Source organism: Bacillus sp. FJAT-27225 (assembly GCF_001685025.1).
Classification (GTDB): Bacteria; Bacillota; Bacilli; order Bacillales; family Cytobacillaceae; genus Bacillus_D.
This window is the reverse complement of sequence record NZ_MAYU01000022.1, coordinates 472,779-494,260: the sequence shown is the minus strand read 5'-3', so window position 1 is coordinate 494,260 and position 21,482 is coordinate 472,779. Positions and strand designations below refer to the sequence as shown.

Below are 21,482 nucleotides of genomic sequence, written 5' to 3'. Positions count from 1 at the left end.
GAGGACCGTGTATAAGATATGGCTAAACACTGACGCTGAAGGGAATATCATCGAAACTTACGGAGGATTTGTAGAGTTCGTATTGCCACCAGATAAGGAATACGATTATTTTTTTGAGGTGGACGGTAAAACTTTCAAAGACATTGGCAATTACCAGGTGATAGATGGCGACCTAGTGTATTCACCGAAAGAACCGGAAGACACGGAACCACCCCTGCCGCCAACTACCTTGGAGAGTCTAGCCGAGGAAAATAAGGAACTTAAATCTCGCTTGGAATTAGCTGAGAAAGAAAACCAGATGAACGCTTTTGCAATCATGGAACTAGCGGAAATAATTTTAGGAGGAGGGATGTGACGATGTTGGCGCTTTTGTATGCAACCTATATTATGCGAGGTTTGAAGAGTTATAGCGATGTACCGGAAATGCTTAAACCACAGGTTAAACAAATTTTAGAGGATGAAGGGTTAGGCCATTTAGCAGAGTGACATTTAGAGAGAGTTTCAGGGGGTGGTGAACATTGGAGGAGATGACTGTGCCAGACAGAATAGAAAATCACGAAAATAGGATCACACAATTAGAGCAAAATTACGGTAAAGTCATTGAAGACCTGGGCAAAGTCAGGGAAGAGAATGCACAAATAAAACACGGTCAAGTGCAAATGGAAAATACGGTTTTGAAAGAATTTAGTTCACAGAAAGAACTTACTACCAAGCTCCTGGAGCATACATTAGAAATCAAAAAAATAAAAACGGTAGAAGAAGGAGAAATGAACAAAATCAGAGCTACCCAGGAAGGGGAAATCGTTAAAACCAAAATTACCACCAGGAAGGATCTCTTTTTAGGTTTAATTGGGGGCTCTGGAATTGTAGGGGTTTTAACTTTAATCATTTCTCTATGGGATGAAATACTAAAATGGTTTGGAGGATAATGGGATGATTAACTGGAAAGTACGTTTTAGTCGAAAAAACCTGCAATTTATCATTAGGTTTATTGCATCCCTTTTAATCCCGGTATTAGCTTATATGGGCATTAAAGTGGATGATATTACATCATGGCCAATCGTTGGCGAGTTATTAATAAATTTCATCTCCAACCCGTTCCTGGTAGTGCTAACGATTATTAATGCAATCAATATCGTGCCTGATCCCACCACAGCGGGTCTTGGTGATAGCCGGCAGGCAATGAGATATCTTGAACCTAAAAACGATAAGAACTACTTGTAAGCGAGGCTAAGTGCCTGGCTATTTTTTATTTTGAAAGGAGTGGGAATCATGCCATTAAAAATATCTCATGCATGTGGCCATGCAAAAGTAACTCCAGGTAAGCAGTCTCCTGATGGTAAAAAAGAATGGGAGCAAACCGACCCGATATGCCGGTTAGTCATGGCGGAGCTTACCTTATATGAGGGAGTCGAGCAAAAGCGGTTTGATGATCCGACTGGTATGCGGGATATTCCACTGAAAGAACGCTATACAGCAATTAATAATTGGGGTGCTCACGTTCACATTGACTACCACTTGAATGCCCACGGTGACGGCAAGACGTGGACCACAGGGAACGGTGTTGAGGTGTTTGTGGCCAAATCAAAGCCTAAAGAAGCTTTAGCCCTTGCAGGGAAGATGCAAAAGAACCTATTGGCTGCTACAGGATTTAAAGACCGAGGCGTTAAGTTTGAGGATTGGGCGATGGTAAAATATACGAAGATGACCGCAGTGCTTCCCGAGCTGGGCTTCATGACACATAAAGAAAACACAGCTTTTGTCAGATCTGTTGAAGGCCAGAAAAAAATTGCAGGAGCAATTGTAAAAGCTCTTGTTGATCAATACGGCCTGAAGAAAAAGACAACCGTAAAACCTGTTGCACAGACACCAGCATCTACTAAAAAAGATAACGTGTTTTACCGAGTAGTGACTGGCTCATTCGGCGATAGAGAAAACGCAGAAAGACAGGTTAAAGTTTTGAAAAATGCGGGATTTGAGTCCTTTATTGATGTATACGAAAAGTAATGTAAGAGCCCCTTTCCTTATTGGGAGAGGGGCTTTTTGCCTTTAAAAGGGCAAGTTATCTGGCGGTAAAGATGCCTTTTCTAATCCCTTTACATCCTGAGTAATGTCCACCCCGTCAACTGTTACGTTTATTAGGTGTGGATTATAAGTATTCGACTTTATCTGTTTCCACCATCCATAAGCAATTTGCTCTGGCTTTTTGCCACGGAGTGGGAAGGATCCTACTTGGGTAAGATTATTATAAGTGGAACGATAATTAATTTTAATTGTTACGTACATTTTAAAAACTCATTTCCTTACTGGCTAGATATTTCTGTCACGAGGCCAATTTCTGTTTTATCAATTAATAAACCATTTTCATCAAAACCAAGTACCACCTTAGAGGATTTTACTTTCCCTCCCTCTCCATCAAATATGTGCCCGGTATAATCATCTGACTTTTTCTCCTCCTCTGATTTACCGCCAACAATCTCCTTTACCTCATCATAAGTCATTCCTTCTTCAATTTGGTTGTATTCGTCCACACTGATTGTAGCCACGGCCTCCTCATCACCACCGCAGCCAGATAAAACTATTGCCAGGAAACCAATTAAAAGAACTTTCCTCATTCGTTTTCCTCCTCCCATTCATAAAAATCATCTACTTTTCTCCCAATAAAACGAGCAATTTTAAACAGATCCTCCACTGATGGAATATGTTTTCCTGTCATCCAGTTAGAAAAAGTGTTTCTATGCACTCCCATATAATCCCGGATTGCGGCCGGCTTGTATGGAGATTCATCAATAACCTTTTTAAAGTTACTCCTCAACATCTACATCACCACTATATCCATTCGACATTCATAATATGATTCCTGTCACAAATGGTTGAGTAAATTTTTCACAGCCATTTTGTGAAGGACAGGCAATTCCCTTGCTAACTGGGCATAGGCTAATAACACGAAAGCCACACAGTTGCAAAACGGTAGCAAATAAGTTCCGGAAGGAGGGTATCTGTTACGGAAGTGTTTTTAAAATCATTTTCATCTGGTTATTAAAGGTACACTTGTACAAGGAGAAAGCCTGCCATATCAACAAAAACAAAATCTGTTAATAGTGGAGCGAAGCGGAACGTCCTGAAGGGGGAGCGCGAGGGGGTCCGCGAATTTTCAAATAATTAGACAAATATGAAACTAGGAGGTTATCAATATGTTATTTGGCCCCGGGATTTTATTAGCTGCTGGAGGGGTACTGGTAGTTGCAATGACTGATAGTTTGGCAGATTCATTAGGTTATCATTGGCTAGGAACAGCGGTTAAGTTCTTAGTGCCACTTGCTGGGCTCGCCTGTGGGGTGTATTTCCTTGAGATGAACCCAATAACACTCAGGTGGCTGCCATGAGCTTCTGGAGCGATTTAATGGCTCGTAAGCGGCTGATTAAAGCATTCAGGGCCGGAGGTATTCATCTAACTGTAGGAAGCGACGAGCGCAAGATATACCCCAAAATCCACTCTATTCGAACCACTGAACACTCCACTGAATATGTTTTTACCCTTCCTACTGGATTAGATCCTAAAACCCTAACTAAGAACCTTTATGTTTTTCAGCAAGTCTTTGGCAAGAACATCACGGTAGATGGTGAATTTAAGAAATATGTTTTAACCATCAATAATGACAGTTTGCCGAAGGAATTGATTTACAAGTACAAAGACATTACCTCCTCGCTTGAAGGGCTAGAAATGCCTATTGTGTGTGGTAAAAACAGCGCAGGCGAGTGGATGGTCTACAATGCGGTAACGGAGCCTAATTGCCTTGTCTCTGGAGAGCCAGGAGCCGGCAAAAGTACTCAAGTAAGACAGATAATCACAACCCTTATTCAGGTTAAATCACCAGAAGAATTGCACATATATTTGGGTGATTTGAAAATGAGTGAATTCTTCCTGTTCAAGAGGGTGAAGCACGTAAAAAGCGTTTGTGTTTATCCGGATGATATGGCCAGGATGTTGGAATACATTCACAAGGAACTGGAGCGGCGAGGAGAGCTGTTAAATAAATTCAACGTCACTCATATTACTAAACTACCAGAAAGCGAAAAACAGCCGTTCATCCTGCTCTGCATTGATGAAATCGTCATGATTATGGATGACAAGGACATGAAAAAACAATTGGTTCAGATTGTGGCGCTGGGTAGGGCCCTGGGGATTTATTGCATACTCTCATTACAACGACCTTCTCATGACATTTTAGATACAAAAATACGTGGATTGCTAACTGTGAGAATGGGCTTTCGTACCACGGATATTACCAACTCTAAAATTATTGGGACTCAAGGAAGTGAGAAGATTAGCAAAGAAACCCCGGGCCGATTCCTGATTAAACGAGATGAGCTAACAGAGCTGCAGGCTCCATACCTAACGGAGGACGAGGCCGAAAAAATACTGATGAACTATCGTGTTCGAGATTGGAAAGATATGTTCGCAAGAGGTTATAAAGTGAAAGAAGTTAAGCCAGATGAACCAAAACAATTAACCGAAGAGGATGTGTTTGGCTGATGTTGACTGCAAGGGATAAAGCGATTATTAAGGACCTGAATAAGTTCAGGGTGATGGATCGGGATAGTATCGCGGAACTGCACTTCCAAGGGAAGAAAAATCCCAAGTATGCTGCCAATAATGTTTTGCTTCGCTTGTTCCGGGATGGGCAGATTCAGCGAAGCCAGGCATATGTTCCTTTCCTTTACTTTGGGCCAGAAGTACAGATTAAAAAGGATAGCCAAAAAATCAATCATTTCCTTTCCATCCTGAATGTTTACAAAGAATTAAAGCAGTTGGGCGACCTGGGGACATTCATGGTCGAGCCTAAGTACGGAAAGAAAGGGGATTGTGCGGAGCCGGATATATTTTGCCAGTACAGGAATACAAGTTTTTTTGTGGAAGTGCAAAGGACCGTCTACAGTGAAAAACAAATGATTGAAAAGCTCGAGAGGTATGTAGCCTTATATGAAACTGGAATAATTGCCAAAGATCCATTCCCTCATGTCCTGATACTAAGTGATCAACGGTATGCAATCGATGGAGAATATCCATTCAAGGTGTTCCAGGCTGAATCATTTACCAGCTTTGTAAACAGCTTAAAGAGACCGGAAGAACCGAAAAAGATTGTACCAAAAGTAGAGCAAGTAAAACTTAAAATAAAAAGTAGTTAATATCCAGATTGTGAAGGATTAGTGAAAAAATACAAATAAGGACAAAAAAACCTAAGAACCGAAGTACAATATAGCAAGGAGACTGGAAAATAAGTAACAATTTCTACAAAATTAAACAAATATAATACTTGAATACGAACGGTTGTTCGCATATAATGACATTAACCGCACAAAAAAAGCACTTTTACAAGTGCTTCCATTGGGCTTTAAGGTTTCTATACAGTTCTAGTGTTTGAGTAATAAAAATGATTTCATCTTGGGTTAGGCTTTCAACAAAAAGAGGATTGTCAGTTCTTCCAAAAATATAATCTGTTGATACTTTATAATAATCTGCTAGCTTAATAAGTGATTGATTATCCATTTCGCGGTGGCCCTGTTCATACATGGCATATGTAGTTCTGGCAACCCCAAGTATATCTGCAATTTCTTCTTGTGTAAGTTTGTGCTTATCTCTTAGTTCTCCGAGTCTCCTTAATATGGTAACCGCCCCCTCCCCTCCCAATTATAGAGTCAGGGGTCGACATATAAAATCGATGTCACAAAACGTGTAAAAAAATAGATAAAATGACACGGAAGAAAGGATTGTTAATTTTGGCAGCGAAGAAACCCGTGAACTTAGAAAAGTTGGCCGAACTGCTCGAGATTGATATTGCAAATCTAAAATTAGTGTTAGTTAATCTTTACTGTGAACCTGGCGAAGAGAACGAATATAAGCAATAATTCCAGCTGTCTCTTGTTCAGTTAAAGTTTGACCATCAATTTTTAAATCGAATTTCTCTTTAAGTTCCTGATCTGTCAGGTCTAAACTGTTTAAAAACTCCACTTCATTTTGTGGAGTATTTTTTTTATCCTCATATTGCTTCTTCTTAATATCTTTGCTAATTTTCTCTATAACCTCACTAGGAGAAATATCAGATACATCGAGTCCTGTTACCAAACTTACATCTAGATCTAGCAATTCTTCCTTATCCCAATAACCGCATGCAACCATTAATTCAACGTAAGAAGTAGAGTTTAAATGCTTCGCTAATCTTTTAACTGTATCTAAATCTGGTCGATGTATTTCATTTTCAATCCTGGACATAGTTGCTGTTGTTATTCCAGTTACCCTGGCAAGGTCCGCTTGTTTCTTAAAACCACTAGCAAGTCTATGGTGTTTAATGAAACTCCCAAAACTGGTTTTTACATTCATAATTTGTTTACCCCTTTATTTGGTAAATTATTTTTTACAGCTTGTCTTTACATAATGAAAATATATCACAAAAAATTACGAGCACGCAATGGAAGGTGTCTGCCAAATTACGCATAAACGAGCCAAAAAGATTCATAATTGGGAAAAAATATATAAAAATGTAAATATTTTATTGCATATATGCAATTTATGTTATATATTGTTCTTGCAAGCAATTACGAGGTCGTAGGAAGTGGGGTGAAAGTATGGAAGCTAAAAAGGCCGCTATTAGACTTAACATGATTGAACTTAGAAAAGCGGCAATTGATCGTAATCTTGAAACAAGGGCAGAAATAGCTGAAGCAATTGGAGTTTCGACTTCTCAATTGTGGAGAGCTGCATTGCCAGCTGACCATCCAAGCTATAACGCGCCTGGTCAGTCATTTATTGCAGGGGTACTTAAAGCGTTCGGGGAACCATTTGAAAGATTCTTTTTTTTAGATTAAAAAATTACGAGGTCGTAGTTGAAGGGAGATTTTATGGAACCACGGATTATAATGGCCTTTATATTATTCGGACTACTCATGTTCGTAATTGGTGTGGTAGTTGGTGATATTAACTCTGAGGGAGGTGAGGATAAGGGGAGAAAAATAAACTTTTAGAATTATTGTTTAGATTCCCATTGCTTAGAGTATTCTATCATTCAAAAAGGAGGATTGTATGTGCTAGTAAAATTTTTGTCTCTTAATCTACAAAACTACAAATCCCACAGAAATCTTGAAGTTAAGTTTGGCGACCTGACCAAGATTTCTGGGGACAATGCGAAAGGGAAGTCCAGTATCCTGGAATCCATCTCATGGTTATTTTACGGCAATGATGTTTTAGGAAGCAAGGTGGATCCTTCACCTATCACTTACGCAGCTGATGAAACAATGGTTTCACTTTTATTGCAAATTGATGGGAAAAATTTATTGCTTGGCCGGGGCCTTAAGAAAGGAAAAGCTCAGTACTACATAAACGAGGTTCCCTCCAAAGCCAAAGAATTTGACGAGCTGTTATCAAGTCTATTCGAAAAAGAACTGTTTATGTCACTTTTTAATCCGTCTTATTTTCCGTCACTTCATTGGGAAAAACAACGCGGATTGCTGCTCCAGTATGTTAGCACTCCAATTGCTAAAGAGGTCTTAAAACACCTTCCAGAAGCGCAAGCTCAAGCACTGGGAGCTGGTCTGAAGAAGCATTCTCTTGAGGACATGGAAAAGGTGCATAAGGAAAACAAAAACAAGAAGGATAAAGCTTATATTGCCGCACAGAGCCGTACTAAGACACTCAAAGAATCATTGGAAGCTAATGTCCCTAGTGTTGCTTTAGACACACTGAAAGTGGAGCTGAGTGGCCTTTTAAAAGAGCGTGAGGCTATTGAGAAAGTGACAGATTCAGCCGGAGATAATAATAACAAATACAACCAATTGCAAAATCGAATTAAGGCTCTTTTAAACGAACGGATTCGTATGCAGGAAGAATGGCCGACACTTAAAAATGAACAAATCCAAGGCGAATGCCGAGTTTGCAAACAGCCTCTTAAAGACGATGCACTGTCTGCAGCTGAAGCTGACAAACAAGCCAGGATGCAAAAGTTCAAAAAGCAATTCGACCAGGTTGTCATCGAAAGGAAAGAACTTGAGGAAGAGTTTGCAAAAATTGAGTACATCGATGTTTCTGAACAAATGGAAAAACTTCGTGCCTTGCAAGAACGGATTACTCCTCTTGAATTGGAATTAACGCGACATAAAAATTACGAGGGCGTAGCAAAAATGGTTGAACAGGCTGAAGCTGATGAAAAGGAAACTCTTAAATCACTTAATGACTCAATCTTTATCCTGGATAGCATTAAAGCATTTAGAGCCAAAGAAGCTAAACTGCAGGCTGAAAAGGTACAAGCCCTATTTACTACTCTATCAGTCCGACTTTTCGACAAGCAAAAGAACGGTGAAATTAAGCCTACTTTTGAAATTGAAATGGATGACAAACCTTATAGGAAACTATCACTCTCTGAAAGCATTCGAGCCGGGCTTGAGCTGAGGGACGTATTGAGCCAACAAAGCGAACTGATCACACCTTGTTTTGTCGATAATGCTGAGTCCATCACTCGATTCAAGGAGCCAAACGGACAGCTCATCATTTCCCGAGTGGTTGCCGGACAGGAATTGAAGGTGGGGACGGAATGAAACACGGTCTTCGTCCTACCAAAAAACAAAAGAAAGCCATGGGATTTGCAGGCCTAAACCATAACAACTGGCTTGTTTACAAAGTTATCGGGGACAAGCTCCATTTGGTGCATCGTGAGACTGGCACTAAAAAAATTATACCGGCTTAAAAGCCAAGGGGGAAAAGAAATGGATTTTCTAAGATGGTTTAAAGATAAAGCTCAGGCATTAAGGGTTGCCCTTCAAGCTGGAAAGGCTCGTGAATTTGCTGAATTTAAACGGGCTGCTCGTCCAAAGAAATCTAAAAACACTAAGCCGGTATATGAGCCAGGCACTCTTGGTTTATCCGCGGTATCTGCATCTATTAAGAAAGAGCATGGAGTCATTCTTAGCCGGCGGGAACGGAAGCAAAAGGCTCGTGAAGCTTTCAAGCGGCATTACAACAATTAGGAGGTAGACCATGGACCTTGAACACCCATCGATAACCCGGACTATGAAAACCGGTTATCCAGTAAAAAAACTACCTGTTACTGTTTGCGCCAATGAATCTTGTGAAGCACCTATTTACCCCGGTCAGCATGTTTGGCACAAAGGCTCTGACCGATATTGCAATCTGAAATGCATGCATGAATCCATGTATGAAACTAAATGAGGAGGTTTAATTAAATGTCTAAAAATCAATTAGCAACATTGCCATTAACACCAGAAATAAGCGAAGCTTTTGCTCCACAAGTACTGGAAGTAATTCGTACTTCTATCGCTCCAACTGCAACTGATACTGAATTCCTGTTGTTTGCTCATAAGGCTGCTTCTTATGGACTGGATCCATTCAAGAATGAAATCTTTTTCATCAAATACGGGAACACTGCACGAATCCAATTTGCTGCTGAAGCTTACCTTTCTAAGGCCAGAGATATGGAAGGTTTTCAGCCACCTGATACTCAAATGGTTCATGAGAATGACGATTTCAAGATTGCTATGAACAAGGAAACAAAGGAAATGGAAGTTGTACTTCATGAAATTGGTTTTCCCCGCGGTAAGATTATTGGCGCTTACTCCATCGCCTATAGAGATGGCCACCGTCCGGTAACAGTCATTATGGATATTGAAGAAGTAGAGCATATGTTCAAAGGGCAGAACAAGGATAACTGGACTAAATGGACCTCTGATATGTTCGGGAAGCATGTTCAGCAAAGAGCTCTCAAACGCCAATACGGATTGTCATTTGAAGACGAAACGATTTCCAATGAAGCAGGCCCATCACAAGTTCCAGAATATCAGCCACAGCCGCGAAAAGATATCACTCCAAATGCCGATGTGATTGACGCTCCAAAGGAACAGCAACCAATCGGTAATCCTGAGGTTGATAAAGTAAATGTTGCCAAGAATGAAATGCAAAAGAAATTCAAACAGCTTGGGATAACTGGTAAAGAAGCTAAACAGGCTTACATTGCCCAGCACTCTCCTAACTTTGACGCTTCTCTTGCTCAAATCAATGCTTTGCTAGACATCATGGACATGGAACTTGATATGAGGGAAATGCAAAATTCCAATGAGGATTCACTGGATTAAGCTATGAAGATTGAAATTCTAGCATCCGGCTCTGGAGGGAACTGTATAGCCCTCCAGGCACCGGAAGGCGCAATACTTGTTGATGCAGGGATAGCAAAAACGAAAATAGAAAAAAGGCTGCTTGATGTAGGAATCCGGCCAGATTCGATAGCAGCCATTTTTATCACACACGCCCACTCGGACCATATTAAAGGTTTGCCACTTGCTAATAAATACAAGATTCCTGTCTTTGCAGCGGAGGGAGAATGGAAGGACATCCAGTGCGTCGAAGAACTTTTAAAAAGCCCTTTCAAGGCTGGTGACAGCATCCACTTAAAGAATCGGTTTTACATTGAAACTTTCTCTTCCCATCATGATGCACTGGATCCTGTTGGATATGTGATCAGTGACTTTCACGGCAACAAAGTATCCATATGCCTAGACACTGGAATTGTGGATGAAGAAATGTTAGCCAAGATGGAATATTCCACTGCTTACATCATCGAAGCAAATCATGATCCAGCCATGGTGGAAGCATCGGATTATCCTAACAGCGTAAAGGCTAGGATAGTTTCAGATGTCGGTCACTTGAGCAATCAGCAAACAGCCGAAGCTTTATCCTTTCTTGTAAAGGGGATTAGCGAACAAATTTATCTTACCCACCTTTCAAGCTCAAATAACATGCCTGGCTTAGCTGAAATGACTGTTAAAAGGATTCTGGCTAAGAAGGGCATTAGGCCAGACAAGTACAAGTTAGAGGTGATATAGATGTACGTTGAAGTAATCAAATTTTATGCGGATGCCCAGCACCGGACAAGGATAGGTGAGCTTTATAAGGTCGAAGATACACCTGTTTTCGGTTGCTACATTATCTCTGAAGGACCAAAACGAGGTTTTATCATCCCCGCCGAATATTGCAAGGAAGCAAAAAAGGAAACTATCTACACTGAAAAAGAAGTGGAAGAGATAAAGGCTGCATGGTTTGAAGATTATCAATATGAGAAGGAAAGGCGCCAGAGAGCTGAAGAACTTGTCAGATGCCTTACAAAGGAACTCGGCAAAAAAAATGATGAAATCGCTAGGCTGAATTTATTTGTAAATGCTTTAGGTTACGGGTTGCATGCATCGTGTGAAGCTATCGAACAGTTAAGGAAAGCTGAAAGTAAGACTGGATGAAGGTGAGGTGAATGCAGGGGTACATTAAGGACCACAGGAAAGAACTTAACAGCGATATTTGGCTAATGCCGCCCCTGTATCACCGGGTTTGGCAATGGCTGAAATATCAAGTAAACCACAACGATGCTGTAATACCTTTGAGTGATGGATCTAAGCTGCATATTAAAAAAGGGCAACACCTTACATCGGTTCGAAAGATAGCCAGGGGAGTTGGTTATTACGAAAAGGGGCTGTGGGAAGAGCCTAATCCCAAAACCATTGATTCTATCCTTAAATGGATGGTTCGGAACGGTATGATATCAATTCATAAAGGCCAGCGTGGTAGGCAATACACCTTGGTAACAATCCTGAATTGGGAGACATACCAGATGGAAGAACACCATGGCGAGGGAGATAGAAAGCCAAAACCTTCAAATAAGAAGGGCGCTGACAAATATCCCGAGGGGAATACCTATTACAAAATGGCTAAGTACTTTCATGAGAAGGTAACTGAAGCTGCTAAGGCTGAAGGGTTGGAACACCTTATCATAAAGGCCGATTTGCAAAGATGGTCAGACGACATGCGTAAACTCGTTGAATTGGACAAGGTTGATAAGAAATTGGCTGGGCATGTGATGAATTGGGTGGTTACTGACCCATTCTGGAAAAAGAACATCCTTAGTGCCAAAAAACTTAGGGAGAAATTCCCGCAGTTGGCAATGCAAATGAAAGCCTCTCAATCTCCTAAACCACCACAGCCAACACAGCAGCGAACCGATACTAGAGACAAAGATATAGAGTTCCAGCGATGGGTAGGGGAGGGGAACGATCCTGAAAAATTCGACTGGGGAAAATGAGATTTTTGCCGAGCAATCGGTGCTAGGAGCTATCTTGCTAGAACCTAGTGTTTTAGATGAAATAGTTTTCCTTGAAGAAAGAGATTTCTCAGTTATTCGGCACCAAATGATTTACAAGGTTATGAGATATCTTGAAAAGAAAGGCTCTCCAATTGATGTTGTTACGATAACAGACGCATTTGTAAAGTTTAGCAGCATTGAGAATCTTGGAGGTGTTTCCTACTTAACCGAATTGGCAGCATCCTGTCCAAGCCCGAGGAATGCCGAGGTTTATGCAAGAATTATTCGCTCGAAAGCATTAGGAAGACGAACCAGAAATATGGGCGATATCATCGCTGGAATGGACCGTAACGACTATGAAAGCGATGAGGAATATTTCAGCATCATAGAAGAGCTTGTAACGGAAATGAGGCCCCGGGATAACTCTAAAATGCTTAGCTTCTCGGAGACTAAAAACGAATATTACACCCATCTTAAGACACCGGCAGAGTTTATCAAAACTGGATTCACGGAGTTCGATAAATGGGCGCAAGGGCTATGGCGAGGCTGGTTGTTTGTATCAGCTGGCCGGCCCTCGGTGGGTAAAACAGCTTTAGCATTGCAGAGGGTTATGGGTGTTGCCAAGCAAAAGCAGGGAGTTGTCCTGGTGTGGTCGCAGGAAATGAAGCGTAATTCTCTAAAGGATAGAATGCTATCAGCTCAGACCGGGATTGCATTCCAGAAAATCAAAACAAAAAATCTTAACGATAATGAAAAACGGTTGTTGAATATGGCCTATGAAAATCTTGAAGCTTTGCCCATCTATATGCAGGACAGCTCGGGAGTAACCATCGATGAAATAAAAGCAACGGCCAAGCAGTTTAAAAAGAAATATGGAAAGATAGCCATGATTGTCGTTGATTACCTCCAGATTATGAGTATCCCTCAGTCAAAGGGAGATACAAGGGCATTGGCCATAGGACGTGTGACAGGCCAGGCTAAACAAATTGCAATGGATCTTGATTGTTGCTTTATGATGCTTTCCCAGATGAGCCGAGCAAGTGAAATGAAAGGGCGGCCACAGCTATCTGATTTGAAGGAATCAGGATCCATCGAACAAGATGCCGATGTTGTTGAGTTTTTGTGGAGTGAAGGAGAGACAACCAAACACGGGAAGATTGTCAATCAAACTTTTGCTAAAGGCAGGGACATCGGGGTGAATGAATTCAAGTTACTCTTTATGAACTGGAAACAGCATTTTCAAGAGTTGCCTAAAGAGTAATTATGTTCGATAGGAGGAGTGAGAGTGGAATTTAAAATAGCAGATATTGTGAGATATAAACGCCAAACGGGCCTGTTTGAAGTAACAGGTGCTTATACCGATAAAGCGGCATATGACTACACAATCACTAATAATGAATGTGACACGGAAAGGTATGTCTTAGGTGAACACTTAATTATGGTTTGTCCTGCTGAATTAAGAAAGGACATATAAAAACCCCGACAAAGGCACCTTGGAGGGATAGCCTGTCGGGGCGGGGTTACAGTCGGAAGACTGCTAACTCAGTATAACATAAAACCCCGGCAACGGAATTGGGAAGGCCGAAAGCCGGGGCGGAAATGAACGATACAACTCGAGTATAGACTCTATGGTTTAAAGTTGGCAATGGATGACACAAAAGTTTCTTAAGGAGGCGGAAATAGTGGAAATGCCAGTTGATGTATATAGTTGCGAAGGATGCGGCCGGGCAATTGTAATTGAGAAGGACAGTGAGATTGACGTTTGTCCCTATCGTGATTGCGGATCTGACTTGTACGAGTATTCGCATTCTGGAGTTGTCATAAATGAACCGGCTTAATTTAACTTACAAGATGGAAACTCTTCTCGAAAACTGCCGGAGTTGTCCACTTGAAAACGAGTATGTAATTCATCCTGATATACGCTGTGGCCACTGCCCAACATATTCCGAACTTAGGGAAATCGGCAAGGAATTGGACAAGGATTATAAGCCGACCCGAGGGCGAAAAGCTGGCCCAAGGAAGAAGAATGGAGGGGTTGCACTTGAAAATTCCATGGCATAAACGGGTTTATGCGTTGTACAAGGGCGATGACTTTCTTTCAGAGGGGACGATCAGGGAAATTAGCAAGGAAACTGGGAAAAGCATTTATTTCCTTAGGTATATGAGAACACCTACTTATGCAAAACGTCTTGTAAAAAGCACCAGTCGATTGCAGCTGATTCCGTTGGATGATGATATCGAATAAATGTGCAGGAGGGGGTAAGTGTGCAAAACCGTATTATCTTCTTCTCTGGTGGTAAAAGCTCTTTCAGTGTTGCGGATTATGTTAAAACAAATTATCCGGATGACAATATTGTTTTATATTTCACCGATACCCTCTGGGAGGACGAAGATTTATATCGGTTCATTTATGAAGCTAGTGATAAGCTGGAACTTCCTATGCTGATCCATTCTAAGGGAATCACTCCACCACAGTTAATGGTTCAACAGAGATTTATGGCCAACAATCGAGTGGGCACTTGCAGCAAAGAGTTGAAAATGAAAGTTTCTTCCCAGTTTCTAAAAAAAGGCATCGTTCCAGAGGTAGAGAAATGGCACAATAAGCACTTCCTGCTGGCCGAGAATTTTACAGAAGACCCAACCCTGTACTTTGGCATTAGTTTTGAGGAAATGCACCGGGAAGGTCCAATACGGAAGAACTGGAAACCATTTAAAGTAGAAATGCCATTGATTGAAAACATCATTGATAATTACGAGGTTTTAGAGAGGTACGACATTAGAGAACCGGCATTGTATGCGATGGGCTTTACTCATAATAATTGCAAAGGTCGCTGTGTTAAGGCTGGTCAAGGTCATTTCAAAAACCTTTATGAAAAAGACTATAAAACTTTCGTTGAATTAATGGAGCAAGAGATTGTTATAAGTGACTATATCCGCTATGCAAAGCAGTGGTCAATCAGGAGCGGAAAGCAAAAGGATTATCTCTTTAATGATGTATGGGAGTTTGTGAGTACTGGCAAAAAATCAGCAAAAATCCAGCACATCATAGATACCAATAAACATACAAAGAATTGGCTTTTCGGTAAGGACCATAAAGGCCAGAACATTAATAAACAGTTTACCTTCATGAAGGCCATGAGTTTAGAAGAGCTAGGGGAAAAGCCAGCAACTTGTGACATTCAAGACATTGGGGGCTGTGGGTGTTTTGTGGAGTATGAAAGCGACTAATAATAGGGAAGTGATTCTATGAAACTTACTAAATCCGATTTCTTTTTCGCTCTAGCTGGTGTCAGCTTCATGCTTTTTATCATCGCCGTAGTCATTAGTTTTTGAAAAGCAAAAAACCTTAGGGAGGGGAGTCATTTGGATCCAGTTGTATTTGCAAAGGGAGATTGGATTGAAATCACAAATCATGCACAGCTGAAAGGATATGTGGGATTTGTTGTTGCAACAAACGAAAAGGATATTAAGATTTTTATCACCCGGGATTCGGAAGGAAAGTCAATGGTGGGTGGTGCTTGGTGGGCTTATTCGGAACAACTATCTCCTTACAACTTTCCAGATAATGACGAGGACCTGAAAGCACTGATTGATTTCGCTTTAGCAATAGGCGATAAGGAATGGTTTCTAGAATTATCTGCAAGGCTGCCAATCAAAAATTTTTAAACAAAATATTACGAGGTCGTAACGAAGGGGTGGGAGCTTGGAAGCAACAAAAGCAACTAATCAAGAACTTTATCAAATCGCTACAGACACGGGAGCTAGATTAAAAGATAGATACCTGGCTGCTCGCGAATTACAAAAAAGGAGGAACCGGGATGAGATTTGTAGGAATAGACCCAGCGAGCAAAACAGGGTTTGTCGCTCTAGATGAAACTGGGGAAGTTGTTAGGGAGAAGGAGCTTACCGGGGTTGGTGGCGCAGATCCTAAAAGGATGGTAACTCTAATCAACGAGATTATAGCCCATGTAAAACGGGGCGATGTTATCTGTATTGAAGGATTTCCATTTGATACACAAAGGGCAATGTTTGCCGGTGGTTTGCATCACGGTATTAGAAACGAACTTTACAAACGTGAGATACCTTACATCGATGCAGCACCTAATGCTGTTAAAAAATTCGTAGGTGTGACTGGCTGGGAAGGTGAAAAAGGGCAAAAAGTCAGGCTGAGAGGCAGCAAGAAGAAAAGCGCAATCAAGTCTGCAGTTTCAGAAGTTTTCAATTACACAAACCCGAGTGACAACGTTGTTGATGCATACATATTGGCCAGGATTGCCCGGGAAGTGTGGTTTGCAAAGCAGGGGGTTGGACGATACCTTCCAAAGTTCCAGCTAGAAGTTATTGATAGGATTGTTAATCCAGTAGTGAAAGAGAAGGTGCGGAAGTGAACGATCCAATAGTGAAAATGACACCGTTAATGCTTAAGGCAAACATGCTAGTTCATAAGGAACGTGCAAGGCAAAACCAGTTGTGGGGGCACCAAAGGCACGATTTAAATAAATGGCTGGGCATCTTGATGGAAGAGGTTGGCGAGTTTGCTCAGACAGTAAATGCAATAAATTTTGGGAATGCCAAGCCAACAGATGCAACCAATGCATTGAAAGAGATAGTGCAAGTATCCGCAGTTGCCCGTGCCATTGCAGAGCAGTTGATTGAAGAACAGGAGCAAAAACAACAGCCTTGTAACCATGAAGGAGAAGTTGAGATACAACCTTGGAGCAAGCTTTTTGGATATATATGCCCGAAATGCAACCGAGTTTTTGAATCTAATTAAAAAATGGATGGGAAAGTGAACTAATGGGCTACAGCTGGAAGCAAGCACATCCAAGAATACTCAAGAAGATTGTCTATGGAATGAATACTCACAGCATTAACTTGGTCATTAAAAGCCATGAGGACCGAGGGTGGATACGGTCAAGTGAAATTAAAGAGTACGGATATGGGCTTGGCATTTTGATGGAGTATCCGTTACCTGGGAAGGAGATACGTGATGATGCGTGATATAAAATTTCGTGGTGTAGATTTAAAATCTGGCAAATGGATTTATGGTTCTCTTGTGTCCATGGACAATGATGGATCACTGGGAATAGCAAGCCTGGATAAATACGGGGATATGATGGTAAGTCAAGTCGACAAGGGAACGGTTGGCCAATATACAGGGATTATCGATAAGAACGGGGTTGAAATATTTGAAGGTGATATTGTCCGTTCCGAGGGCAGCAGGGATAAGGTTGTTTTTAAAAACGGCTCTTACTATCTTGAATCCTTACTTGAACGGCCACAAAGCGATGAGTTACTTTCCGAGTTTCCTGTGAAAGTGGTTGGAAATATACATCGTGTTCCTGACCAGGAGGATTGATTAAGATGCGTGAAATTAAGTTTCGGGCATGGGATAACAGAAATAAATTTATGCACGATTGGGATTCTCTTAAAAGCACATGGAAGTTTTCTGCAATTGAAACACATGAGTTCTTAACATTCCTTCAATACACCGGCCTGAAAGACAAGAACGGTAGGGAGATTTATGAAGGGGATGTTGTTGAGGAACGATGGCATAACCCTTTGGCAGGTGGACAAAATGTTGACCGTTATGAAGTAACCCTTGCTCCCAGCACACTTTATATTATGAAACATTCTAGTGGGGAGCAACGTTGGGACCGAACATTATTTATGCGTGGTAATCACGTAGAAGTCATCGGCAACATTTACGACAATCCAGAATTGCTTAATCATCCAAAAGATAAAACACGTTCATAGACCCTGTTTCCTGCCCTTCTGAGAGGCGTTAAGACTTTTCGAGGGGGATAGGTCGTAACGAGGTCGCAACGACCTGTATTCCTAAAATTACGAGGTCGTAATATAATAAAATTATAAGGAGACTAAAACCATGCAAGCAACCGTAAAAGCGCATTTCAACAAACAGACCAAAGACTCCAAAAAGGAGCTCATTCAGTTTTACGTCAAGGGCGAGGACGAGAAAAAGCCGGAAATCAGCCAGATGACTCGTGAAGTAGTGGAGCTTTCCATTGAGGGAGTTGACCAGAAGTTAACCTGTGAGTTCAACAAAACGACCAAGGACAGCAAAAAGACAGTCCTGGAATTTATCGTCAAAGGTGATACATCCGCAGAGCAATCCTTCAATTTTTACAAGAAAGCCGGTTCAGATGTCACTTTGCATATCGTTGAATCTCAGATGAGCATTGATGAATTTTACGATAAAGACGGTCACGAAGGTGTTGAGTATCCAGTCGACAAGGATGGCACTGCCACTGTTAAAGACCAAATGACACTCGAAGAAGTTGCCGAGGATGACAGGCTGCCGTTTGATGATGTACCCGATTTTGAGGATGATCCTGATTTTGAACCTGATTTTGAAGATGAAGACTTTCTAGATTAAAGAGAGAGCCCGGGGTTGCTGTTTGGTAGCCCTGGGTGCCTGCAAAGGATGGGGGTAAGATAATGAGTTTCGAATTGCCCGAGTTGGATCGGAAAGCAACACAGGCTGCTGTTGAATCAGCATTAGAAAAATACCGCCTATTTAAATACCTCACTTTAGAAGAACGTGAAGCATCCATTACAGCCAGCAGCGAAGTTCGTTATCATGGCCCAACTAACCACACCAGCGACCAAACAGGGGACATAGCTGTACATAATGCCAGTTTGCAAATGCAAAGGAAAAGCTATTGTGAACGCATTGAGAGAGCTGTCAGTAGATTGCCTAAGATGGAAAAATTCCTAATTGAAGAACGCTACATGTCAGAAGACAGTGAATATATTACTGATTATAAAGTTTATTGCTTCGTGTTCCAGCCGCCAATATCAGCACCTACCTATAACAAAATTCGCTGGAAAGCTTTTTATAGATTGGCTCTAAACTTGAATATTGCAGTTGTAAAATCGGCTGAATAGGACAGGCCTTGAACCTCATATTTATTAAGCAAGAGGTGATTCACAATGGAGAGGAAAAGTTTCATCACTGAAGATACAAAGATTAATATTGATGAATCAGCTTTTAAAGCGAAAGCAGAGGAATTGATATGTGAGTTGTTTGTGGATTATGTTAATAATTTGCATGACAGACCAGTTATAGAAATGAAAATATTATAGTTAATTCGAGAATGTTGGGTTATAGTATTAACTATAAACAGCATTCTTTTTTATTGGAGGAAGAGCTTATGAAATTCGCAGCTATATACGCGCGCAGTTCATTGGGGAAGGCTAGGCAAGGAGATACAGTTGAGCACCAGGTAGCTATGATAAAAGAATTTGCCAAACGGACCAATATGGACGTTATTTTTGACGATAAGTTTATTTATGAGGAAGATGGAGAGTCAGGTTTCAAAACGACTCTTTTGCAACGGCCAGCTATGAGACGTTTACTTGGTGATATAGATAAAGGCTTAGTTGATACGGTCTTTTTTAAGGGAATTTCCCGTTTTGCTCGTGATTCAGGGGAAACCATTACAACAGCCAAAAGGCTAGGAAATAAAGGTATCAGAGTATTGAGCCTTGAAGAAAATTATGATTCATTTCGAGACGAGCCCACAATGTTCCAAATTTATGCTGTCATGGCTGAGCAAGAATCTAGGAAAACCTCTATTCGGGTATCGTTAGGAAATAAACAAAAGGCGCGTAATGGTGACTGGCCGGGGACCACTACGCCAATCGGTTATAAGAAAGTAAAGGATTTACCCGATGAAGAACTAAGAAATGCTCTCATAGCTCAAGGCAGGCGTCCTAAATCCTTACATCCGGACGAGTATGCAGATGTTGTACAAAAAATCTTTCATCTTTTTGTAAAAGAAAATATGGGCCGAAAAAAAATAGCATCGACTATTAATGACTTGGGATATAGGACAAGGGAGGGAGAGTTGTTCCAGGATAAAAGCATAATTGATATTCTTGGAAATGAAGCTTACATTGGAAATATTGTATATGGGAAAACTCGTTACAATTACATTGAAGATGAAATAGGAAATAAAAAAGTTCAACAAGTAGTCCATATTGATGAGGAAGATTGGGCCCGATGTGATGGAGCTCATCCACCAATCATTGAAAAGGAAGTTTTTTATATGGCACAAGCGAAAATTGAAGAGAATAAAAAGATGTTTGCACATCCGAGAAAATTTAATGCTGCTAAACATCCTCTCACTGGGTTGCTGGTATGTGGCAGATGTGGAGCACCTATGATCTGTCAGAAACGAACAAACAAGAAGAAGGATGGCACTAAAATTGAATACCGCTATTACGTCTGCTCTACTTACCATAAAAAGGGGAGAAACGTCTGTCCTCAAGCCAATGTAAATGCTGACCATCTGGAAGAGGATGTTTGGAACTTTATAGAAAAGAAATTAAAGCATTTTGAAGACCTCGATATGACGGACAAGGTAAAGGAAAAAGACAACAAGAAACAAGAGATCCTTACCGACATCTATCAGATTGAAGGGATGTTGAAGAAGAAGTTAAATGCTTCCAAGACGCTTCTGGAGTCCAGACAATTTTATGATATTGAAACTTTTATTGAATTAAATAACGAGCTGCAACAGGAAGTTGTTAAGCTGCGGGAACAAAAAGGCAAACTTGAAGAGGCTTTTCAATCACTGAGTGATGAAGACAAGCGATTGGATATTGTAGCTCTATATAATGAGTTCAAAAACCACAAAACAGCAGACATTGCCCATAAAAGGCTTGTTTTCCATAAGCTTGTGGATAGCATTGTGTTCCAGGATGAGATGATTAAAGAAATCAATTTCGATACAGCATTGCCCTTATAATCAGTTTTCATTTATATAGTTAAAACAAAACAACTGGCTCAATGGGACTCTGGGAAAAGTACATGGCTCGCAGTTTCTTTTTCTGGATGACGCGTTTCCTGAGGACGAAATATGAAACTGTCGAGATAGAATTTATCGCCCACCACACCGAAGCGAAGGTCGTGTCGGAAGAGGACTTTTTCTCAAAGGGTGAGAGCGGAGGAACAATCTGCTCGTCCGCCTATAGAAAAGCACTCGAATTAATCAACCATAAGTACGACCCGGTAAAATTCAATATTTATCCGTTTCACTTCTCGGACGGTGACAACCTGACTTCGGATAATGCACGGTGTGTGAAGCTGGTTGAGGAATTGATGGAAGTATCTAACATGTTCGGGTATGGCGAGGTAAACCAATACAACCGGCACTCAACTCTAATGTCTGCATACAAAAATATTAAAAATGAAACCTTCAGGTATTACATTCTTAAGCAAAAAGCCGATGTTTTTAACGCAATGAAGAGCTTCTTCTCCGATGAGGAAAAGAAATATGCATAACCAATGAGCCAGCCGAAAAAGGCTGGCTTAAAATTTTGGGA

Annotated in this window: 37 protein-coding genes and 1 pseudogene; 33 read left to right on the top strand and 5 right to left on the bottom strand. The window is 41.0% G+C overall.

Annotated features, from left to right (window positions below; translation table 11 throughout):
- Positions 1-7: 7 nt before the first annotated feature.
- From A8F94_RS18720 to A8F94_RS18705, 5 genes are read left to right on the top strand one after another with little or no spacing between them, the layout of a single operon-like run.
- Positions 8-355, top strand: a complete 348-nt coding sequence (locus tag A8F94_RS18720) for a hypothetical protein (RefSeq protein WP_066203904.1) — start codon at positions 8-10, stop codon at positions 353-355.
- Positions 356-357: 2 nt separating this feature from the next.
- The gene (locus A8F94_RS26410) at positions 358-486 is read left to right on the top strand and encodes a hypothetical protein (protein ID WP_302621319.1); all 129 of its coding nucleotides are present in this window, start codon (positions 358-360) and stop codon (positions 484-486) included.
- Between the two features lie 32 nt (positions 487-518).
- Positions 519-929 (top strand): hypothetical protein, encoded by a 411-nt coding sequence (locus A8F94_RS18715; RefSeq protein WP_066203901.1) that lies wholly within the window; start codon positions 519-521, stop codon positions 927-929.
- Between the two features lie 4 nt (positions 930-933).
- Positions 934-1,224 carry a phage holin gene (locus A8F94_RS18710; protein ID WP_066203898.1) on the top strand — a complete coding sequence of 97 codons (291 nt, stop codon included), beginning with the start codon at positions 934-936 and terminating at the stop codon, positions 1,222-1,224.
- A 48-nt stretch (positions 1,225-1,272) separates the two neighbouring features.
- The gene (locus A8F94_RS18705) at positions 1,273-2,007 is read left to right on the top strand and encodes an N-acetylmuramoyl-L-alanine amidase (RefSeq protein WP_066203895.1); all 735 of its coding nucleotides are present in this window, start codon (positions 1,273-1,275) and stop codon (positions 2,005-2,007) included.
- 42 nt (positions 2,008-2,049) lie between these two features.
- Here A8F94_RS18705 and A8F94_RS18700 read toward each other — a convergent pair whose 3' ends face one another.
- From A8F94_RS18700 to A8F94_RS18690, 3 genes are read right to left on the bottom strand one after another with little or no spacing between them, the layout of a single operon-like run.
- Entirely contained in the window at positions 2,050-2,286 is a 237-nt protein-coding gene (locus A8F94_RS18700) for a hypothetical protein (protein WP_066203892.1), read from the bottom strand.
- A 17-nt stretch (positions 2,287-2,303) separates the two neighbouring features.
- Positions 2,304-2,615 (bottom strand): hypothetical protein, encoded by a 312-nt coding sequence (locus A8F94_RS18695; RefSeq protein WP_066203889.1) that lies wholly within the window; start codon positions 2,613-2,615, stop codon positions 2,304-2,306.
- Positions 2,612-2,818: a helix-turn-helix transcriptional regulator gene (locus A8F94_RS18690; protein ID WP_077247811.1), complete on the bottom strand. Its 207-nt coding sequence runs from the start codon at positions 2,816-2,818 to the stop codon at positions 2,612-2,614. The genes A8F94_RS18695 and A8F94_RS18690 overlap by 4 nt, the downstream gene beginning before the upstream one ends.
- 376 nt (positions 2,819-3,194) lie before the next feature.
- Here A8F94_RS18690 and A8F94_RS18685 point away from each other — a divergent pair, with 376 nt between their 5' ends.
- The 3 genes from A8F94_RS18685 to A8F94_RS18675 are packed head-to-tail and all read left to right on the top strand — an operon-like array spanning position 3,195 to position 5,190.
- On the top strand, positions 3,195-3,386 hold the full coding sequence (locus A8F94_RS18685) for a hypothetical protein (protein ID WP_066203884.1): 192 nt from the start codon (positions 3,195-3,197) through the stop codon (positions 3,384-3,386).
- Positions 3,383-4,537, top strand: a complete 1,155-nt coding sequence (locus A8F94_RS18680) for an FtsK/SpoIIIE domain-containing protein (RefSeq protein WP_066203882.1) — start codon at positions 3,383-3,385, stop codon at positions 4,535-4,537. The genes A8F94_RS18685 and A8F94_RS18680 overlap by 4 nt, the downstream gene beginning before the upstream one ends.
- On the top strand, positions 4,537-5,190 hold the full coding sequence (locus A8F94_RS18675; protein ID WP_254660898.1) for a hypothetical protein: 654 nt from the start codon (positions 4,537-4,539) through the stop codon (positions 5,188-5,190). Before A8F94_RS18680 ends, A8F94_RS18675 begins: the two co-directional genes overlap by 1 nt.
- A 184-nt stretch (positions 5,191-5,374) precedes the next feature.
- On the opposite strand, the gene A8F94_RS18670 is transcribed toward A8F94_RS18675, so the two are convergent.
- Both A8F94_RS18670 and A8F94_RS18665 read right to left on the bottom strand, forming a co-directional pair.
- Positions 5,375-5,692 carry a helix-turn-helix domain-containing protein gene (locus A8F94_RS18670; RefSeq protein WP_217490922.1) on the bottom strand — a complete coding sequence of 106 codons (318 nt, stop codon included), beginning with the start codon at positions 5,690-5,692 and terminating at the stop codon, positions 5,375-5,377.
- A gap of 171 nt (positions 5,693-5,863) precedes the next feature.
- The gene (locus A8F94_RS18665) at positions 5,864-6,382 is read right to left on the bottom strand and encodes a helix-turn-helix domain-containing protein (RefSeq protein ID WP_066203874.1); all 519 of its coding nucleotides are present in this window, start codon (positions 6,380-6,382) and stop codon (positions 5,864-5,866) included.
- Between the two features lie 245 nt (positions 6,383-6,627).
- On the opposite strand from A8F94_RS18665, the gene A8F94_RS18660 reads away from it, so the two are divergent.
- From A8F94_RS18660 to A8F94_RS18550, 25 genes and pseudogenes are all read left to right on the top strand, one after another.
- Entirely contained in the window at positions 6,628-6,867 is a 240-nt protein-coding gene (locus A8F94_RS18660; RefSeq protein WP_066203871.1) for a hypothetical protein, read from the top strand.
- Between the two features lie 216 nt (positions 6,868-7,083).
- Positions 7,084-8,589, top strand: coding sequence for an AAA family ATPase (locus tag A8F94_RS18655; protein ID WP_066203869.1), 1,506 nt, complete (start codon positions 7,084-7,086; stop codon positions 8,587-8,589).
- Positions 8,586-8,738, top strand: coding sequence for a DUF6906 family protein (locus A8F94_RS25900; protein ID WP_175384467.1), 153 nt, complete (start codon positions 8,586-8,588; stop codon positions 8,736-8,738). The genes A8F94_RS18655 and A8F94_RS25900 overlap by 4 nt, the downstream gene beginning before the upstream one ends.
- 19 nt (positions 8,739-8,757) lie before the next feature.
- Positions 8,758-9,018: a hypothetical protein gene (locus A8F94_RS18650; RefSeq protein WP_066203866.1), complete on the top strand. Its 261-nt coding sequence runs from the start codon at positions 8,758-8,760 to the stop codon at positions 9,016-9,018.
- A 216-nt stretch (positions 9,019-9,234) separates the two neighbouring features.
- The gene (locus A8F94_RS18640) at positions 9,235-10,140 is read left to right on the top strand and encodes a RecT family recombinase (protein ID WP_066203862.1); all 906 of its coding nucleotides are present in this window, start codon (positions 9,235-9,237) and stop codon (positions 10,138-10,140) included.
- A 3-nt stretch (positions 10,141-10,143) separates the two neighbouring features.
- Positions 10,144-10,887, top strand: coding sequence for an MBL fold metallo-hydrolase (locus A8F94_RS18635; protein WP_066203859.1), 744 nt, complete (start codon positions 10,144-10,146; stop codon positions 10,885-10,887).
- Positions 10,888-11,295 (top strand): hypothetical protein, encoded by a 408-nt coding sequence (locus A8F94_RS18630; protein ID WP_066203856.1) that lies wholly within the window; start codon positions 10,888-10,890, stop codon positions 11,293-11,295.
- Positions 11,296-11,306: 11 nt separating this feature from the next.
- Positions 11,307-12,131, top strand: coding sequence for a hypothetical protein (locus A8F94_RS26245; protein WP_254660897.1), 825 nt, complete (start codon positions 11,307-11,309; stop codon positions 12,129-12,131).
- Positions 12,103-13,392, top strand: a complete 1,290-nt coding sequence (locus A8F94_RS18620; protein ID WP_066203853.1) for a replicative DNA helicase — start codon at positions 12,103-12,105, stop codon at positions 13,390-13,392. The genes A8F94_RS26245 and A8F94_RS18620 overlap by 29 nt, the downstream gene beginning before the upstream one ends.
- A gap of 24 nt (positions 13,393-13,416) precedes the next feature.
- Positions 13,417-13,605 (top strand): hypothetical protein, encoded by a 189-nt coding sequence (locus tag A8F94_RS18615; RefSeq protein ID WP_066203850.1) that lies wholly within the window; start codon positions 13,417-13,419, stop codon positions 13,603-13,605.
- A 208-nt stretch (positions 13,606-13,813) separates the two neighbouring features.
- Positions 13,814-13,969, top strand: a complete 156-nt coding sequence (locus tag A8F94_RS25895) for a hypothetical protein (RefSeq protein ID WP_175384466.1) — start codon at positions 13,814-13,816, stop codon at positions 13,967-13,969.
- Positions 13,956-14,192, top strand: a complete 237-nt coding sequence (locus A8F94_RS18610) for a hypothetical protein (protein WP_066203848.1) — start codon at positions 13,956-13,958, stop codon at positions 14,190-14,192. Before A8F94_RS25895 ends, A8F94_RS18610 begins: the two co-directional genes overlap by 14 nt.
- Entirely contained in the window at positions 14,173-14,376 is a 204-nt protein-coding gene (locus A8F94_RS18605; RefSeq protein WP_077247809.1) for a hypothetical protein, read from the top strand. The genes A8F94_RS18610 and A8F94_RS18605 overlap by 20 nt, the downstream gene beginning before the upstream one ends.
- A 20-nt stretch (positions 14,377-14,396) precedes the next feature.
- A complete protein-coding gene (locus tag A8F94_RS18600) occupies positions 14,397-15,359 on the top strand; it encodes a hypothetical protein (protein WP_066203841.1) in 963 nt (320 codons plus the stop codon).
- A 135-nt stretch (positions 15,360-15,494) separates the two neighbouring features.
- Positions 15,495-15,797: an IDEAL domain-containing protein gene (locus A8F94_RS18595; protein ID WP_066203838.1), complete on the top strand. Its 303-nt coding sequence runs from the start codon at positions 15,495-15,497 to the stop codon at positions 15,795-15,797.
- Between the two features lie 152 nt (positions 15,798-15,949).
- Positions 15,950-16,519, top strand: a complete 570-nt coding sequence (locus tag A8F94_RS18590; RefSeq protein WP_066203834.1) for a hypothetical protein — start codon at positions 15,950-15,952, stop codon at positions 16,517-16,519.
- Complete coding sequence (locus A8F94_RS18585) at positions 16,516-16,905, top strand: hypothetical protein (RefSeq protein ID WP_066203831.1); 390 nt, start codon at positions 16,516-16,518, stop codon at positions 16,903-16,905. Before A8F94_RS18590 ends, A8F94_RS18585 begins: the two co-directional genes overlap by 4 nt.
- 23 nt (positions 16,906-16,928) lie before the next feature.
- Positions 16,929-17,132, top strand: coding sequence for a hypothetical protein (locus A8F94_RS18580; RefSeq protein WP_066203828.1), 204 nt, complete (start codon positions 16,929-16,931; stop codon positions 17,130-17,132).
- Positions 17,122-17,490, top strand: coding sequence for a YopX family protein (locus A8F94_RS18575; protein WP_066203825.1), 369 nt, complete (start codon positions 17,122-17,124; stop codon positions 17,488-17,490). The genes A8F94_RS18580 and A8F94_RS18575 overlap by 11 nt, the downstream gene beginning before the upstream one ends.
- Before the next feature lie 5 nt (positions 17,491-17,495).
- Positions 17,496-17,888 (top strand): YopX family protein, encoded by a 393-nt coding sequence (locus A8F94_RS18570; protein WP_066203822.1) that lies wholly within the window; start codon positions 17,496-17,498, stop codon positions 17,886-17,888.
- A 130-nt stretch (positions 17,889-18,018) separates the two neighbouring features.
- Positions 18,019-18,528 (top strand): hypothetical protein, encoded by a 510-nt coding sequence (locus tag A8F94_RS18565; RefSeq protein WP_066203818.1) that lies wholly within the window; start codon positions 18,019-18,021, stop codon positions 18,526-18,528.
- A gap of 62 nt (positions 18,529-18,590) precedes the next feature.
- Positions 18,591-19,040 (top strand): ArpU family phage packaging/lysis transcriptional regulator, encoded by a 450-nt coding sequence (locus A8F94_RS18560; RefSeq protein ID WP_066203816.1) that lies wholly within the window; start codon positions 18,591-18,593, stop codon positions 19,038-19,040.
- A 45-nt stretch (positions 19,041-19,085) separates the two neighbouring features.
- Positions 19,086-19,238 carry a hypothetical protein gene (locus A8F94_RS25890; protein WP_175384465.1) on the top strand — a complete coding sequence of 51 codons (153 nt, stop codon included), beginning with the start codon at positions 19,086-19,088 and terminating at the stop codon, positions 19,236-19,238.
- Between the two features lie 68 nt (positions 19,239-19,306).
- The gene (locus A8F94_RS18555) at positions 19,307-20,905 is read left to right on the top strand and encodes a recombinase family protein (protein WP_066203813.1); all 1,599 of its coding nucleotides are present in this window, start codon (positions 19,307-19,309) and stop codon (positions 20,903-20,905) included.
- A gap of 29 nt (positions 20,906-20,934) precedes the next feature.
- A pseudogene (locus A8F94_RS18550) lies at positions 20,935-21,441 on the top strand (DUF444 family protein); the annotation flags it as partial.
- Between the last annotated feature and the right edge of the window lie 41 nt (positions 21,442-21,482).